The sequence below is a fragment of the Belliella alkalica genome (assembly GCF_022549785.1).
In the GTDB taxonomy this organism is placed as follows: Bacteria; Bacteroidota; Bacteroidia; order Cytophagales; family Cyclobacteriaceae; genus Belliella; species Belliella alkalica.
The window spans coordinates 136,446-154,452 of the sequence record NZ_JAKZGO010000002.1; the positions used below are offsets into that span (position 1 = coordinate 136,446).

Below are 18,007 nucleotides of genomic sequence, written 5' to 3' on the forward strand. Positions count from 1 at the left end.
TTTTTATTCAGGTTTAAGAAGTGAAATAGTGTTAGTGGTAATATGAACTGGATTATCTCTAACTTTAATTCTCGATTAACTAGCCCAAAATGCATCGTTTATACCAGGTATTATTCATTTACTTTTTATTGAATACTGTGCAAGTGATCCCTGCATTAGGACAGATTCGTTTGCCTTTTTTGATAAGCGATGGAATGGTTTTACAAAGGGGGGTGGATACCAACATTTGGGGTTGGGCTAACCCAAATGATGAAATCCAGATTGATTTTAACGGCATAAAATTAAAGACCATGGTGGATTCTTTTGGGAAATGGAATGTCACTATTCCAAGTATGCCTGCGGGTGGCCCATTTGAAATCCGTATCTCAAATTCAGATGAAGAAATAGAAATCAGGAATATTCTACTCGGCGATGTGTGGCTTTGTTCTGGTCAATCCAATATGGAAACGACGATGGAAAGAGTAGAACCTATGTTTCCAGACGAGTTTTCAAATATTGAAAATTTGAAAATAAGGTATTTTGATGTACCGGATGATTATACTTTTACAGAAGTAAAAGATGATTTGAAAGGAGGGAAATGGCTTGAATTGAATGAAGAAAATATTAGGTCATTTGCGGCAGTGGCTTATTTTTTCGCAAAGAATCTCAACCAAAAATATGATGTACCCATAGGTATGGTCAATGCCAGTGTCGGAGGTTCACCGATACAGTCATGGCTTAGAGAAGAAGATCTAAAGGAATTTCCTAAAGACTATCAAGAAGCACTTCATTTTCAAACACCTGGTGTGATTGAGGAAATAGAGAGAACTGATAAAGAAAAAATAGACTACTGGAGAAATGAGTTGAGATCAAAAGATTTAGGTCTTTTAGATAAGAATTTACCTTGGTTTTCAAATGATTTTGAGCCAAATGACTGGCAAAAAATGCATGATGTAGATTTTTGGCCTTTGGACGGTAACAGGTCTGTAAATGGTGTTTTTTGGTTTCGAAAAGTAATAAATATTGATTTTGACCCTTCTGAAGCTTCGGAAATTAAGCTTTTGCTAGGTACGCTGGTGGACAGTGATCAAGCATACATCAATGGCCAACTTGTAGGAAGTACTGGATACAGATATCCACCGCGAAGGTATAATGTACCAAATGAGGTTTTGAAAAAAGGGAAGAACATTTTGGTAGTCAGAATTGTCAGCGAAAATGGCAGAGGTGGATTTATCAAAGAAAAACCTTATGTGCTTCAAATAGGAGAGAAAAGAATTGATTTGAGCAAGGATTGGCAATATCAAGTTGGTGCTATAATGGAAAAAGCACCAAATCAAACGACCATAAGGTTCAAACCAATGGGTTTGTATAACGCAATGATAGCCCCTTTGCATAAAGTAACTTTCAAAGGAATACTTTGGTATCAAGGAGAATCAAATGCAGGCCAAGCAGAACTTTATGAAAAGCAATTAATATCTTTGATAAATGGCTGGCGCGAAGAATGGAAGAAACCTAAGCTTCCTTTTTTGTATGTGCAATTGCCTAATTTTATGGAGGTTGTCGATCAACCTCAAGAAAGTGAGTGGGCAGAGATGCGTGAAGTCCAAAGAAAAACTTTAGCAATTCCGCATACTGGTATGGCTATAACTATTGATGTTGGTGAAGCCAATGATATTCATCCTTTGGATAAGAAAACAGTAGGGGACAGACTTGCGCTTCAGGCAGCGCAGCTAGTTTATGGTGAGAAAGATGGACCTTTTTCTGGACCTTTACTTCAAAAGTCAAAAATCAAAAAAGATAGAATTGTTCTAACTTTCACGGAAACAGGTAAGGGTTTGAATACCTCTGATATGATGCCTGTGAGTGGAATTGCATTGGCTGGGAAAGATGGTGAGTTCAAATGGGTAAATGGTACTATTGCAAAAAAGAATAAAGTAATCATTAAGTACGATACAAGGCAACGGCCATTCATGCTAAGGTATGCATGGGCAAATAATCCCGAATGGGCCAATTTGATCAATTCAATCAAAATTCCGGCATCACCCTTTGAAGTGATTTTTTCAGAGCTTTAAGCTATTTTGTCGTTAATCGCTCGTTAAACTAGAGCTAATTTTATGTTGAATAAGTTTTCTAAAGGCATTTTTAAAAGCTAGGTAAATGTATATCCGCTTTCTTATCAGTAGTCAATTAAATTGATATGTGTTAAGTCAATAGATGCACTAATAACTAATCAACCAACAACCCTTTTGTGCAATGCCAAGACACATAGGCGTGGAGTAAATATCGACTACCCGTAGGAGATTTTATAGGGAAATTCGCTTACTATTGTCCTTACGAATAACCATTTAAGCTAAAGTGCTGATTATTAGAAAATTCTGAATTTTAAAATAATTGTCTCAAACAATAGGTTCCTGCTATACAAATTATAATACTCGCAATTATATTTGCTTGATGTTAATAATTCAGGAATAATCCTTTGGGCTTGATTTTCTAACCAAATATGTTAAAAAAATAATTAGCAAAAAACAAGCTTAAGTACTTGATAATCAATAAGTTCATTTAAGCGAAATGGCTATTTTTTGTGAATTTCACCAAAAACCTTATTCTATTGCTTGTAGAGGGCTTTTTCATAATTTTTTGCGGTTTTAATAAACGCAATGACTTTTATAACATTCTGAATATCAATTGTTTGTTATTATTAGTCTGAGTTTATTTTACATATTATTATATATATATTTGATTAAGTCAATTACACTTAAAACCCGAAATAAAATGTTACACGATTACTACAAATTCTTTTTAATATCAGTCCCATCAGGGAGTGGTATTTTGAGTGCTTTTAATGCATTCTCCCAAAACCAATTCATCCTCTTATTTTCAAATATTTTCACTCATCGATCTCGTCAAGCTCGACAAGTATGAAGTGATTTCCTTAGGATACATTAATGTTTTCCTAGGAGATCATCTTTTGCTTTTCAATTGCTGTAGTCAAATGATTGAGATTTAGAATTGGACTTCAAAATAGAAACTCAGTTTACTAATAATATTCAATATCTACATACAACCCAAAATCAACAAAATGATCGATTTCAAACTAAATACAAGCTAGCAGGATTATCCGCGGAGTTTCAAACTTCTGCTTTTGCTAGACTTCAAGTTTTATGCTTGATTTTAGCAGATTACTAAATCTTTCAAACCTTAAATTAATATTATTAAAATTATATGGATATAAATTTACTAAGGCGGTTCTGCTACTTATCGAAGAACTTAGCGTATGTCCTATCGTTGCAGCTTGTCTTTACAACTGTTTCGCATGCGCATACTGGAAATGCCAGCGGAAATTTCTCAGAAGAATTTGTGAATTTGGAATTGTCAAATTCGGCAAATGTGCAAGGTGAACTTAGAGAGGAATCTAAGTTGATGAATAATTATCAGGAAAAGGGTCAATCAATAACTGAAAAAGAAGATGGTAAAAAATCTTTGACAAATGACTCTAAATCTACAGTGATCGAACAATTGGCTGCTCAAAACAAATTTGAGTATAATACCAATAATTCTAAAAGTTCCAATAGTCAATCAACAAGTCAATTGAAAGTTGACAAGTCAGAAGAGGTGTTTGCACAAATTACCGGAGTAGTCACAGATAGCAAGGATGGTCTACCAATCCCAGGTGTTACGATCTTGATAAAAGGTACTACTAGAGGTGTAGCCACTGATATTGATGGTAAATACTCAATCAATGCAGAAGTAGGAGAGACACTTATTGTTAGTTTCATAGGATATGAAAGTATCGAGTTGCAAGTCACATCAAGTAGATCATCTTATAATGTAAGTTTGGTTGAAACCATTTCTTCATTGGAAGAATTTGTGATAATCGGTTACGGTGAACAACGTAAGGAAACGCTAATCGGTGCGGTTTCTCAAACCAATAGTGAAGTGCTTCAAAGAACAGGTGGTGTTTCAAGTTTAGGTGCTGCTTTGACTGGTAACCTTCCTGGCTTGATTACTACACAAGGTTCTGGTATGCCGGGTGATGAACAGCCTCAGATTTTCATTAGAGGTCAGAACAGCTGGAATGGTAATTCACCTCTTATATTGGTAGATGGAGTAGAACGTCCAGAATTTTTTAATCAAATGGACGTAGGTTCTGTAGAATCTATATCTGTATTGAAAGATGCTTCAGCTACAGCAGTTTTTGGTTCTAGAGGTGCAAATGGTGTTATTATCGTAACCACAAAAAGAGGTAAAGAAGGTAAAGCTGAAATAGTAGCAAGAGTAAATGCTACCGTAAAATCTCCTTCCAAACTACCTGGGAAAATGGATGCTTATGATGCAATTGGGATTAGAAATCAAGCAATCGAAAGAGAGCTTTCTGTAAGTCCACAAGCTTGGTCTCAAATGATTCCACAAGAAATCAGAGAAAAATATAGAAATCCTGCAAATTTAGAAGAAGCTGAGAGGTATCCAAATATCGACTGGCAAGACTATTTGTTCAATGATTATGCAATGGCATACAATGCAAATGTTGCGATCAGTGGAGGTACAAAATTCACAAAGTATTTTGCTGCATTTGATTTTCAGAATGAAGGTGATTTGTTCAAAGATTTTGAGAACAATAGAGGATATCAACCAGGTTACAATTTTAACAGATTGAATTTTAGAAATAACCTTGATTTTCAACTTTCACCATCGACTGTCTTGAAAGTTAATCTTGGAGGTATTTATGGAGTAAGGCAGACACCATGGAATGGCGGCAATGATGCCAATTTCTGGAGAGCGGCTTATAGAAACCCACCTGATGCATTTGTACCAAGGTACGCAAACGGTCTGTGGGGATACTATCCTCTAGATGATTATGGAGCAATAAACTCAGCTCGAGTTTTGGCTATCGGTGGTGTTGAGAATATTACCACTACAAGTTTATCCACAAACATCGTCTTGGAACAGGATCTAGGAAAGATAATTAAAGGATTGAATTTCCGAGGCACATTGGCTGTAGATAACACTTTTACTGAAAACAGTAGAGGGGTAAACGATCTATTCAACAATACGGAAGAAATGTGGATTGACCCAGTTACAGGCAGAGTCAACCTTAAGAATAACTTTGACAACAGTAATTTTGATTTCTTCCAACCTATTGCTTGGACTACTCAAGGCGGAAATGTACAAGGTGCTCAGAGGAGATTATTCTACCAGGGGCAATTGAACTATACTACTACTATCAAAAATGATCATAATATCAATCTAATGGGGCTATTTAGCCGTCAGGAAGATGCCATTGGAAATATGATCCCAAGTTATCGTGAGGATTGGGTTTTCAGAGCTGTTTATGATTACAAAAGAAAGTATTTGGTAGAATATAATGGTGCATACAATGGTTCTGAGAAATTTGGAATCGATTATAGATTTGCATTTTTCTCATCAGGTGGAATTGGATGGGTCGTTTCGGAGGAGAATTTTATGAAGAGAATTTCTGCTGTAGATTTTCTTAAGGTAACAGCCTCGTATGGTCAGGTAGGTGATGACAATATAGGAGGTAGGTTCCTATATATGAATCAGTGGGCATTTGGTGGTGCGTCTAGATTGGCTACTGTAGGCTGGAGAGATGATAATTCACCTTTTCAATGGTATAGAGAGCAGGTATTGGGCAACCCAAATGTAAGATGGGAGACTGTTTATAAGTATAATTTTAAAACAGAGTTTAGTTTATTCAACGGCCTACTTGATGGTAGTGTAGATGTATTCAAGGATGATAGGGTTGATATTTTGATGGCAGGAGATAGATCTATTCCAAGTTATTTTGGTGCAGCAGCTCCAGCAGCTAACTTAGGTAGGGTGACCACTACAGGTTACGAGCTTATGCTTGGTCTGAATAGAACATTGAAAAATGGTGTGCGTGTTTGGGCTGATTTAGCTATCACAAGAGCGGTAGATGTTGTTATTAATAGAGATGACCCAGAGTTCTTGATTGATTATCAAAAGCAAGCAGGATTCCAATTAGGTCAAAACAGATCACATATAGATCACGGATTCTACAATACTTGGGATGAAGTATATGCAAGTACTCCTCACAATACTAATAATGGAAGCAAGCTTCCAGGGGGATATCAAATTGTAGATTTTAATGGTGATGGTGTTATTGATGCCTTTGATTCTGCTCCTTTTGGATTTTCTGGTGTTCCTCAAAACACATTCAACACCAATATTGGTGTAGAGTATAAAGGGCTATCCTTTTTTGTACAATTGTACGGTGTCAACAATGTTTCAAGGAGTGTTCCTTTCACCAACCTTGATGGCCAGAGAAATTTGGTATACGATGAAGGAACTTACTGGTCAAAGGATAATCCTGAAGCAGGAACTCCACTTCCAGTATGGTTGACTCCAGTGTCATATTATTATGGTTCAAGGTATCTATATGATGGATCTTACTTGAGAATAAAAAATGCAGAATTGGCGTATTCGTTTGATAGAGCAAAAGCTAATAAGCTTGGTATGGGAGGTTTGAGAGTGTTTCTTAATGGAAACAATCTATTGGTCTGGAGTAAAATGCCAGATGATAGAGAGTCAAACTTTGGTACAGGAGCAGCTTGGGAAGGTGCTTACCCTATGGTAAGAAGAGTGAATTTAGGATTAACAATGACATTCTAAAACTAAGATTAAAATGAAAACGATTAATTATATAAAAAATAGATCAAAAATAATTTTCTCTGCATGCCTGATTCTTGTATTGTCTTCCTCTTGTCTAGATTATTTAGAGAGGACACCCGAATCAGTGATTTCTGAAGAAATAGCATTTTTGAATTTTGAAAATTTCCAAGGTTATACTGAAGAACTTTATCAATGTATTCCAAATTTCACAACCAGTTATTGGACTGCTTCATGGAATTGGGGGGAAGATGAAATGGTCTCTGCAGCTGGCAATTTCCATGTTACTTTCGCTTTTGATAGAGGTAACTTTTGGGCATGGCAAGTAGAACATTCTGGTCATGGAGGTCAAGCTAGTTGGATGGACAAATGGTCTGCAAATACCAATAGTAACCCACATACAAAGGGCTTATGGCCACTAGCATGGTACGGTATCAGAAAAGCAAATCTTGGTTTGGAAAATCTACACAGAATGACTGATGCCACTGATGAGGAAAGAGCTTTGATTGAAGGACAACTATTGTTTTTCAGGGCTTGGTTTCACTTTATGCTGATTCAGCATGTAGGTGGACTTCCTTATGTGGATAGAGTGCTTCCAGGTGATCAGCAACTTAGAGAGCCTAGACTATCTTATCACGCAAGTGCCGAAAAAGCTGCAGCTGATTTTAGAAGAGCTGCAGATTTGCTCCCAATCAACTGGGACAATACCGTAGCAGGACGTAGAACTCTTGGTAGAAATGAACTTAGAATCAATAAAATAATGGCCTTAGCATACTTGGGTAAAAATCTACTCTATGCTGGTAGTCCATTGATGAATCTAGAATCTACTGGAAACAGAAGCTACAATGCTGATTTTTGTAGAAGATCTGCAGAAGCATTTGGAGAGCTTTTGAATTTGGTAGAAACTAATCAAACTCAGTACGCTTTAGTTCCTTTTGATCGTTGGCATGGATTGTTTTATACAATGGGTCAAAACTGGGCACTCTCTGGAAGTACAGAATCTTTATTCAGATCATTGTATTGGTCAGGTGATCAGTCTAACTGGGGTATTACGAAGCAGTTTTTCCCATCAATTATTGTAGATGGTGACGCCACCAAGTTTGCACCTACTGCAAACTACATCAATAGAAATTTCGGTATGGCAAACGGTCATCCATTACCTACTAATGTAAGTCAGCCTGATACAGAATCTGGTTATGACCCTGAATACCCATTCAGAGGTAGAGATCCTAGATTTTACAAGAGTGTGATTTATGATGGTGTACAGGTAGTGCAAGGTTCGATGCCTCCTAACCAAGAAGATAACCGCTATGCGAATCTATTTACAGGTGGAAGTTATCGTGGAGCTGTGTCAGGTAGTCCTACAGGATTTGTGAATAGGAAGTTTGTGCCTTTACAAGCAAATGCTTATGACAATGCTTTCGCATTTGGTGCAGCTTTGCATTTGAATGTTCCTTATTTGAGGTTGGCAGATGTATACTTGATGTATGCAGAGGCTGCTTTGATGGGACACAACACCGTACTCAGCAAGTCTTCTAATTTCGACAAAACTGCAGTAGATGCTGTAAATGTAATCAGAGAAAGAGCTGGTATGCCTAGCGTTTTGCCTAAATTCCAGACTTCTGTCAATGTATTCTTAGAAGAGATAAGAAGGGAAAGAGCTGTTGAGTTAGCTTTTGAAAGACATCGTTTCAATGACCTAAGGAGATGGTTATTGCTTATCGAAAGACCATATACTTTGAAGTCAGCTATTGAGTTTGATAGATCGCCTGAGTCAAGCGTGGGTGGTGATCCTGCAGAAATGAGGGTTGTGAATTACCGCGAAGAAGTGTTATTGGAAAGACCACTTGCGGAAAGACATTATTGGTTACCGCTTAAGGTTTCTGATGTGACTTTGTATCCTGAATTTAGACAGAATCCAGGTTGGTAAAATTTTCATATATCAAACTTACTAAAAAAGCTTCTAATGAAATTTAAAAATATATTAAGATGCCTGATGTTAGCTTTGTTTTTGTTCCCCTTGGGGCTGATTGCACAAAATGCTCAGACAATACAACTCAAAGCAAAGGTAATAGACCAAAAAGGCGAGCCTCTTTCCAATGCCATTGTTAGAAATGACTTGGAAGAAGAGCTTACAAAGACCGATATAAATGGTGCTTTTGAAATTGAAGTAGGCCTCAATTCTGTATTGATTTTTACCGCTCCAGGTTTTGAATCAAAGGTGTTGAGAGTTACTAACAATTTAAGCGAAATAGTTTTGTTCGATGAGTGGGTATCAAGGCAAGTAAATACTGCTTACCAAACCAAAGATCAAGCAAACCTCACTGGTGGAATTAGCTATGTAAATGTTCCTGAATTGATAGAGAAGAGTTATTTCACTTGGCCCTTGGATAATATGGAAGGGTTTGCTCCTGGATTTCATGGAAATATTTGGGGTAACAATGAATACTTACTTCTTGTTGATGGAGTTCCTCGCGATGTAGGTAGTGTGAATGCGCTTGAAGTAGAGCAAGTGACTTTCCTGAAAGGTGTATCTGCTGTAGCACTTTATGGTAGCAGAGCCGCGAAGGGTGTCATACTTATTACAACAAAGAGGGGATCTGTAGGTAAACAAATAGTGAATGTTCGTGCAAATACAGGATTACATGTAGCGCGTGGAATCCCTCAGTATCTTGGTTCTGCGGAATATATGACTTTGTATAATGAAGCTAGAACAAATGATGGCCTTCAGCCTTTGTTCTCTCAAGAAGAAATTTTCAATCATGGATCTGGAGAAAACCCTTTTAGATATCCTAATCTAGATTTCTATTCAACTGATTATCTGCAAAAAGCATATAGCAGACAAGATGCTACTATGGAAATCAGTGGTGGAAATGATAGAGCACGCTACTACACGAATATGGGCTTTATGTCTGAAGGATCACTATTGAACTTCGGACAAGCAGCACAAAATAGAAACGAAAGATTTAATATTCGTGGTAATGTTGACATGAATCTTACTAAAAACATTACTGGTTTTGCTGATGCAGCAGTAATCTTTTATAATGGTAAAGGAGTCAATGCTAATTTCTGGCAGGGTGCTGCTACGATTAGGCCACATAGATTTTCTCCTTTGGTACCAATTAGTATGATAGAAGAAGATGATTTGGTTTCACAAGGTTTTGTCAATAATAGTAGCCACGTAATAGATGGACAATTTTTGTTGGGTGGTACTCAATTGGAGCAAACAAACCCTATCGCTGGGATTTATGCTGGAGGCTCAAATCAGTTTACAAGCAGACAATATCAGTTTAATACTGGCGTAAATGCAGATCTTCAAAATGTATTGAAAGGTTTGACCTTTGGTTACAGGTTTGGTTTGGACTATCAAACTTCCTACAACTTGGCATTCAATAACAATTATGCTGTCTACCAACCGCAATGGAATAATTATGCCGGTCAGGACTTAATCACTGGTTTGACTAGGTTTGGTCAAGATGCGAGTACTCGAACTCAAAACATCAGTGGCAATAGATTTCAGCAAACAATGTCAATGTCTGCACAGCTGAATTACAATACTGTTGTGAATGATGACCACGAGTTTTCTGCTATGCTCGTAGCAGGAGGATTTCAAACTTCTGTTTCCCAAATGTACCATAGAGTAAGCAATGCCAATATTGGTTTGCACTTTGGATACAATTATCAAAACAGATTTTTGGTAGAGATGAATAGTGCTATAATTCATTCTGCAAGGTTGCCAGAAAACAACCGTCAGGCATTCTCTCCGACTATGTCATTAGGTTGGAGACTAAGTAATGAAGGTTTCCTGAAAAACTCTAACGTTGTAAACAATCTACTACTTTCTGTTTCTGGAGGTGTAATCCATACAGATTTGGATATAGTTGATTACTACATGTACGAACAAGTGTACACTCAGCAAGGTGACGGAACTGTGTTCTACACTTGGAAAGACGGTTTAAATAACTTGACTACAATCTCAAGAAGAGGTGCAAATCCAAACATGAGATTTCCTAAAAGGGAAGAAGTCAATTTTGGTATAGAAGGATCTTTTTTCCAAAATAGACTATTCTTTACAGGGTCTGCTTTCATCAGTAGAATGACGGGGCTTTTGGTACAGAGAAGTGATATTTATCCAGCTTACTTTACCACTGGATTTCCAGCTTCATCATTTATTCCATTCGAAAATTATAACAATGATTTGAGAACTGGTTTTGACTTTAATTTGAATGTTAAAGAAAAAATTGGTGATGTGAAATTAAATGTAGGAGTAGTTGGAACATATTATAATACTAAAGCAACTCAAAGAGGGGAAAACTGGCTAGACTCTTATCAAGAAAGAAGTGGAAGACCTTTAGATGCAATTTGGGGATTGAGAAATGATGGTTTTTTCTCTAATGCTGCACAAATAGAGTCCTCACCAACACAAATCTTCGGAGAGGTACTTCCAGGAGATCTTAAATATGTAGATCAAAATGGTGATGGAAGAGTTACACCGCAAGATGAAGTTTTCCTTGGTAAAGGAGGTTGGTTTGGTGCTCCACTTACACTTGGCCTAAACATCACTGCTGAATACAAAAACTTCACATTCTTTGCATTAGGTATGATGAGAAGTGGAGCTTATGCAATAAGCAATAGTTCATATTTCTGGGTATCTGGCGAAGCTAAGTACTCTGAAGAGGTAAGAGGAAGATGGACAGAAGCTACTTCGGATTCAGCGACTTTCCCAAGATTGACAACACTGAATGGTGCAAATAACTTTAGAAACTCGGACTTCTGGTTGTACAGCACTGATAGGTTTGATCTATCTAGGGTACAGCTTAGCTATAAGCTACCTGCTGAAAGAGTTTTTGGAGGAAGATTTGTCAAAGATCTTGACATTTATATCAATGGTGCCAATCTGTTGACTATCGCTCCAAACAGAAGAATTCTAGAAATGAACATAGGTTCAGCACCTCAGACAAGATTCTTCAATTTAGGTTTAGCTGCACAGTTTTAATTCATGAAAAATATGAAAAATATAAAATACTTAGTATGGCTTTCAGTGATCTTGACGACAGTTATTTCTGGTTGTGCTGATTTATTAGAGCCTGCAATTCAAAATAATAGAGACCTTGAGAGTAGTTATAACGAACCAAGGTTCGCTCAAGGGTTGATTATCAATGGATATGCAAGAATCCCTAGAAATGGTTGGTCATTTAATGACATGGCCACCGACGATGCTGTAAGTAACAATGAAAACAATGCTTTCTTCAATCTTGCTGGAGGCCAATGGGCTGCTGACAATAATCCATTGAATCAATGGGCAAATTCAAAGGCAGCAATCCAATACCTTAATCTAATGATAGTAGCATCTGATAGTGTGACTTTCACTGTAGGTAATCCGATGTTAGATAGGATGTTTGCCGATAGAATCAAGGGAGAAGCATATGGTCTTAGAGCTTTGTTTATGTACCATCTCTTGCAGTCTCATGGAGGAATGGCAGATGGTCAGCTACTTGGGGTTCAGATTATGGATAATCCTGAAGATCTAAATTCTGAGTTCAACAGACCGAGGAATACTTTCGAGGAATGTATGCAACAGCTATATGCTGATGTGGAAAGAGCTAGAAGCCTTTTGCCTCTTGATTTTGAAAATATCCCTAGCGAAAATCAAGTCCCTGAAAAGTACCGAGCACTTGGAGCGAACAGAAATGATTACAATAGGATTTTTGGCGAGGATGCAAGACAGCTTTTAAGCGGTAGAATTGCTATGGCTATCAAGGCGCAGGCTGCATTGATGGCTGCGAGTCCTGCTTTTAGTCAAGGAAATACGACTACTTGGGTAGATGCTGCTAATTATGCAGGTCAGTTTCTACAGCTCAACGGGGGTGTTGCTGGTATTTCTCCAACAGGCCTTACATGGTATTCTAATGTTGCTGAAATCAATAACCTTGGTGGAGGTATCAATCAAAGTGAAATACTTTGGAGAACATCACTTGGGGGTGTTTCCAGTAACTTAGAAGCTCAGCATTTCCCTCCAACACAGTTTGGAAATGGACTTCTGAATCCTTCTCAAAACCTTGTAGATGCATTTCCTTCTGCAAATGGTTATCCAATTACACATCCTAACAGTAATTATAACCCGAGCAACCCATATGCAGGTAGAGATCCGAGATTGAACTTGTATGTGGTAGTCAATGGTAGTACAGCAGGTCCAAATAGTGCAGTGATAAACACTGCTGCTGATGGAGGAACAAATGATGGTTTCAACAGAGTAGAAGTGTCTACCAGAACTGGCTATTATATGCGTAAACTCCTTAGACAAGATGTGAACCTTAACCCAAATTCAGTAAATGGACAGTTACACGTCATGCCTAGAATTAGATACACAGAGATGTACTTGATTTATGCAGAGGCTGCTAATGAGGCTTTTGGCCCTACAGGTACTGGTAGTTTCGGTTTTTCCGCATATGATGTTATTAAAGCTATAAGAGCTCGTGCTGGTGTGGGTATCGATAATGGTGATGCATACTTAGAGTCTATTAAAAATGATAAAGATGCAATGAGAACATTAATTAGGAATGAAAGAAGACTAGAGCTTTGTTTTGAAGGTTTTAGATTTTGGGATATTAGAAGATGGGATTTAGATCTTACTGAACCAGCTAGAGGTTGGAGGATTCAAAATAACGTCGGTCAGGTAGTCAATGTTCAAAATAGAGTCTTTGGTAATCATATGAAATATGGGCCTGTTCCACTTGGTGAGCTTTTGAAATACAACGCTCTCAAGCAAAATACAGGATGGTAAGTTCCAATAATCAAATAACCTGCTTTTAATTATCAAAACATGAAAAAAATTATAGTTATACTGTTAGTAATAGTTGGAATCAGTTCTTGTGTGAACCAAGACTGGGAGTTTCCTGATTTCGACTATCAAACTGTTTATTTCTCTCATCAGTATCCAGTTAGAACGATCACCTTTGGAGAAGATATCTTCGATACTACTTTGGATAATGAAGGGAAATTCAAAATTATGGCCACAACTGGAGGAGCGTATACTTCTAGGCAAGATTTGAGGTTGAGTATTGAAGTACAGCCATCTTTGGCTGAAAACCTTCTTTTCTCAGAAGGTGGTGACGAAATCCTCTCGTTACCTTCCGAGTATTTTCAGCTAGCAGCCTCTGAAATCATCATTCCTAGGGGAGAGATTGTGGGAGGTGTTGAGATTCAATTGACCGGTGCTTTTTTCAACGACCCAAATGCTATAAAAAATACATACGTTGTCCCACTTAGAATTACTTCTGTAGTGAATGCTGATTCCATCCTTGTAGGCCGATCTGTACTTCCTAATCCTAATCCACATGTCCTTGGAGATTGGGATGTGTTACCAAAGGATTTTGTATTGTACGCTGTCAAATATGTGAATCCTTGGCATGGCATCTATTTAAGAAGAGGTCAGGATGTGGTGACTGGGAAAACAGGTTTTGAAAGTCTTTCAGGTACTGTTATTAGAAGAGAAAGATTTGTTGAGCAGGATGAATTGAATGATTTGAATACTCAATCTATGACTCAAGTCGAATTCCCTCTTACTATTCAGTCTTCTGATGGTTCAAATATAGCGCTTACGTTATTGTTGAATTTCAATAATGATGGAGATTGTACAGTTGTGTCAGGAACAGAGGGCGTTACCGCTACTGGTTCTGGTAAATTTGTCAAAAAAGGGGAGAAAAAAAGCTGGGGAGACAAGGATAGAGATGCTTTGTACTTAAGCTATGAACTAGATCTTCCACAAATGAGAGTAAATACTACAGATACACTCGTTCTCAGAAATAGAGGAGTAGCTCTAGAAACTTTCAATCCAGTTTTAAAATAGTTTAAATGAAGTAGAATATGAAAAGAATTATAAATAGCATTTTACTTTCAGGCTTCATGGGTATGACTGCTTGTGCCGACTTTGAAGCTTTGGATTTTCAAGTTGAAAAGCCACTAAGCATAGAAAATCAAGAAGAAATCAATAAATATCCGGATCTAGTTTCTTATTTGGATGGTATAGGAAATCCAGAGTTTAGATTGGGTGTTTCTTTGCCTATTTCAGATTATTTATCCAGAGGTGTTCGTTACCGTTTGGTAAATAGAAATTATAATGAATTTACCCCTGCTTCGGGGATTGATCACCGTAGTATTGTTCAGAATAATGGAAGTCTAAACCTCCTTCAAGTTACCTCTCTTCTTGAAGAGGCAGGTGAAAAGAATATCAGAATAGTACCAAGCCCACTAATCTGGCATAGAAACCAAAATGCTGGATACTTGAATGGTTTGCTATCGCCATTGATCGTTAATTCACCTGCATTTATCAATGAATTAAACATCTCCTCATTGGCCTCTGGCAATCTTGCTGAATGGTCTTCTACTGCTGGAGTGTCTTATGAAAGTAGTGGCGGGATGGGTACAAATACTCCAGCTATCAAAATGATTGCCGGTGGCTCTGTTTCAAGCCCTGATGATCTAAGGTTTTCTTCTCCAACTATTCAAGTAATCCCTGGAAAGACTTATGAAGTAATTGCCTATATCAAATCTGATCAAGACAGTGAAGGTAGGTTTACTTTTGAGGGAATGAACAATAATCAACCAATTTTAAGTTGGACAGCTGGAAGTGCTCCATCGGAGACGTTTTCAACTGGGATTTCTTGGAAGGAAATCAGGTTTAGAGTTAGCGATTTTGAAGGTGACTCATTTAAGTTTAACCTTGAATTAGGCTATACTCCTAACACTACTTTCTTTGTTGATATCAACAACCTTTATGTTTATGACATTGACGGTGATCCAATTGTAACCAATCTTATTGCAGATGGTAATTTTGATTCTGGGATCGCTTGGGGTGGTTGGGGAAATAACTCAACAAGAGGTGTTACTGAAGAAGGAATGGGAGTTGGCAATTCAGGGAGAGCATTTTTCGTGACTAATCCTTCTGTAACTGGCGGGTTTTGGGAAGTTCAGACTTTGTATCAATTAAGTGAACCTGTAAAAAATGGAGAAACCTACAAGCTTAGTTTTTGGATAAAAGGCGATGCAGAAGGATCGATAAGACCTGAGCTTCAAAGTCCAAATTTCTCATCAAATGGTTTTGGTCAAGTGTTCGTTACTACAGATTGGAGATTTGTGACACTTACCACAACAGTCACAGCTGATGATAGAAATAGGTTTATTGTTAGCTATGGAGAATTTGCAGGGACAGTTTATATTGACCAAGTAGTATTGGCTAGTGAAAGTATGTCTGGTGGTTCTACTACCATTGTTGAAAAAACTGTAACTGAAAAAGCAGCAGTAGTAGAGGATCAAATGGAACGTTGGATCCGTGGGTTTGTAAGTGAGACAAAAGATCATATCAAAGTAAGAGAAGTAATCAGTGAGCCAATTCATGAGACTAACCCAAGCCTTATTCGTACAGGTGTTGGTGCAAATCAAGGTGAGGGTGAATTTTATTGGCAAGACTACATCGGAAAAGATTATGCTGCCAAAGCATTCAAACTTGCCAGAGAAAATGGCAATGCTGATGATATATTGTTTATTTCCGAAAGTGGGTTAGAAACAAACCTAGCTAAGTGTGAAGCTTTGAAAGATTATATTTCATACATAGACCAAAATGGCGGAAAAGTAGATGGTGTGTCGGTAAGAATGATCCTTACTCTAAATTCTAGTACGGACAATGTTGCTGAAGTATTCAGAATTTTGGCCACAACTGGCAAAATGATAAGAATTGGTGCTTTGGAAGTAAGAATCAACGCCGCTCAGCCTACTACTGTTATGCTCGAAAGGCAAGCAGATATTTATAAGCAAGTTGTTGAACACTATTTGAATATTGTGCCAACTAACCTGCAATATGGTATCACCCTTTCTGCGCCAATCGATGGAACTGATCAGGCTAGAGCAGGACTTTGGAACTCAAACCTTGTCCGTAAAAATGCTTATGCTGGTTTTGCTGATGGTTTAGATAAGTAAAAATTATCACTAATGATATACGGAGGAGATTTCAACTATTTCATCTCCTCCATATTTTATTCTATTTATATAATTTCTTCATGAAATTATACTACTTAAAATCCTGCCCAAAGTGCCAAAATTGCCTTTATTTATGATGAACACAAAACTTGGTTTTATTGGCTTGCTCCTTATTTTTTGTTCTTGTAATGCTGTTGAATCTGAGGATGTTTCCGATATAACAGACCCAATAGATACTCAGGAGCCTGTTGATAGAGATCAGCTTTCTTGGCCTTTGCCAACTTCAAAGTTAAAGGTTCAAGGAAGACAACTTGTAGACGCTTGTGGTAACGATGTGCTTTTACATGGCGTAGCTATTACCCCTAGTCCTTGGTTTAATGGAGGACATGTGGGAGTTTGGCGATGGAACAATTATGATATAGCTGGATGCCTATCTTACAACAAAGGTGTGATGGATAAACTCACCAATCCAGAGGAGGGATGGTTCCTCAATATGGTTCGATTGCACATTGATCCATATTGGAGTAATACCCCAGGGCCACCTATTTCCGAAAATGATATTTCAAGATTTGATTTTGATCGTTTTGTCACAGCTGTAGATAACGTGATCCTTCCATTGATAGATCATGCCAAATCTCGAGGAATGTACATTATCCTTCGACCGCCAGGGGTAGCACCTCATCAGATTGCCGTGGGTGATGAATATTTTGATTACTTATTGAAAATCTGGGATCACATTTCACAACATCCACACCTTAAAAATAGGGATCATGTGATGTTTGAGTTAGCAAATGAACCTGTTCAGATTTTGGGGACTAATGGACAGTATGGAAGTGATACGCCAGCACATTTTGAGGCTTTGAAATTGTTTTTTCAGCCTATGGTGGACAAAATTCGTGAAAATGGTGCTCAAAATATTTTATGGATACCGGGGTCTGGGTACCAATCACATTATCGTGGATATCCAGATTTCCCAATAGAAGATGATAATTATGGCTATGCAGTACACATATATCCTGGTTATTGGGGTCAGCAAAATAATGATCCAGTAACCTTTAGAAGAAATTGGAATACGCATATCAAGCCTGTAGCTGACATTGCACCGATTGCCATTACAGAAATAGACTGGGGTCCTGAGCAATATGGCGTATGGGGAAAAGGTGGAGTCACAGGTACTGCTGGTGGCTGGGGTTTTGGAGCAAACTTTAAAGTATTAGCTGATGAATCAGGTAATGTAAGTTGGAATTTACTTTCTCCAGAGAACCTTTTTCATGATGGACATTTGGATGGTGGGTTGGCTTATAATGCTGATCCAGAAGCATGTGCCTACCCGGTTCATAAATGGTTTGGTGAATATGCTAAGCAGAAAATCAAATGTGACTAAATATTGAATGAATACAAATAGAAA

Annotated in this window: 8 protein-coding genes; all 8 read left to right on the forward strand. The window is 37.7% G+C overall.

Annotated elements, in window-relative coordinates; genetic code table 11:
- Window positions 1-89: 89 nt before the first annotated feature.
- The 8 genes from MM213_RS02860 (at window position 90) to MM213_RS02895 (ending at window position 17,983) form a co-directional block, all read left to right on the forward strand.
- Window positions 90-2,051: a sialate O-acetylesterase gene (locus MM213_RS02860; protein WP_241409994.1), complete on the forward strand. Its 1,962-nt coding sequence runs from the start codon at window positions 90-92 to the stop codon at window positions 2,049-2,051.
- 1,150 nt (window positions 2,052-3,201) lie between these two features.
- Window positions 3,202-6,627, forward strand: a complete 3,426-nt coding sequence (locus MM213_RS02865; RefSeq protein ID WP_241409995.1) for a SusC/RagA family TonB-linked outer membrane protein — start codon at window positions 3,202-3,204, stop codon at window positions 6,625-6,627.
- A 13-nt stretch (window positions 6,628-6,640) separates the two neighbouring features.
- Window positions 6,641-8,554, forward strand: coding sequence for a RagB/SusD family nutrient uptake outer membrane protein (locus MM213_RS02870; protein WP_241409996.1), 1,914 nt, complete (start codon window positions 6,641-6,643; stop codon window positions 8,552-8,554).
- Between the two features lie 36 nt (window positions 8,555-8,590).
- Entirely contained in the window at window positions 8,591-11,620 is a 3,030-nt protein-coding gene (locus tag MM213_RS02875) for a SusC/RagA family TonB-linked outer membrane protein (protein WP_241409997.1), read from the forward strand.
- A 12-nt stretch (window positions 11,621-11,632) separates the two neighbouring features.
- Complete coding sequence (locus MM213_RS02880; RefSeq protein WP_241409998.1) at window positions 11,633-13,408, forward strand: RagB/SusD family nutrient uptake outer membrane protein; 1,776 nt, start codon at window positions 11,633-11,635, stop codon at window positions 13,406-13,408.
- 39 nt (window positions 13,409-13,447) lie between these two features.
- A complete protein-coding gene (locus MM213_RS02885) occupies window positions 13,448-14,473 on the forward strand; it encodes a DUF5627 domain-containing protein (protein WP_241409999.1) in 1,026 nt (341 codons plus the stop codon).
- Window positions 14,474-14,490: 17 nt separating this feature from the next.
- A complete protein-coding gene (locus MM213_RS02890; RefSeq protein WP_241410000.1) occupies window positions 14,491-16,599 on the forward strand; it encodes an endo-1,4-beta-xylanase in 2,109 nt (702 codons plus the stop codon).
- A 133-nt stretch (window positions 16,600-16,732) separates the two neighbouring features.
- The gene (locus MM213_RS02895) at window positions 16,733-17,983 is read left to right on the forward strand and encodes a cellulase family glycosylhydrolase (protein WP_241410001.1); all 1,251 of its coding nucleotides are present in this window, start codon (window positions 16,733-16,735) and stop codon (window positions 17,981-17,983) included.
- Window positions 17,984-18,007 lie beyond the last annotated feature (24 nt).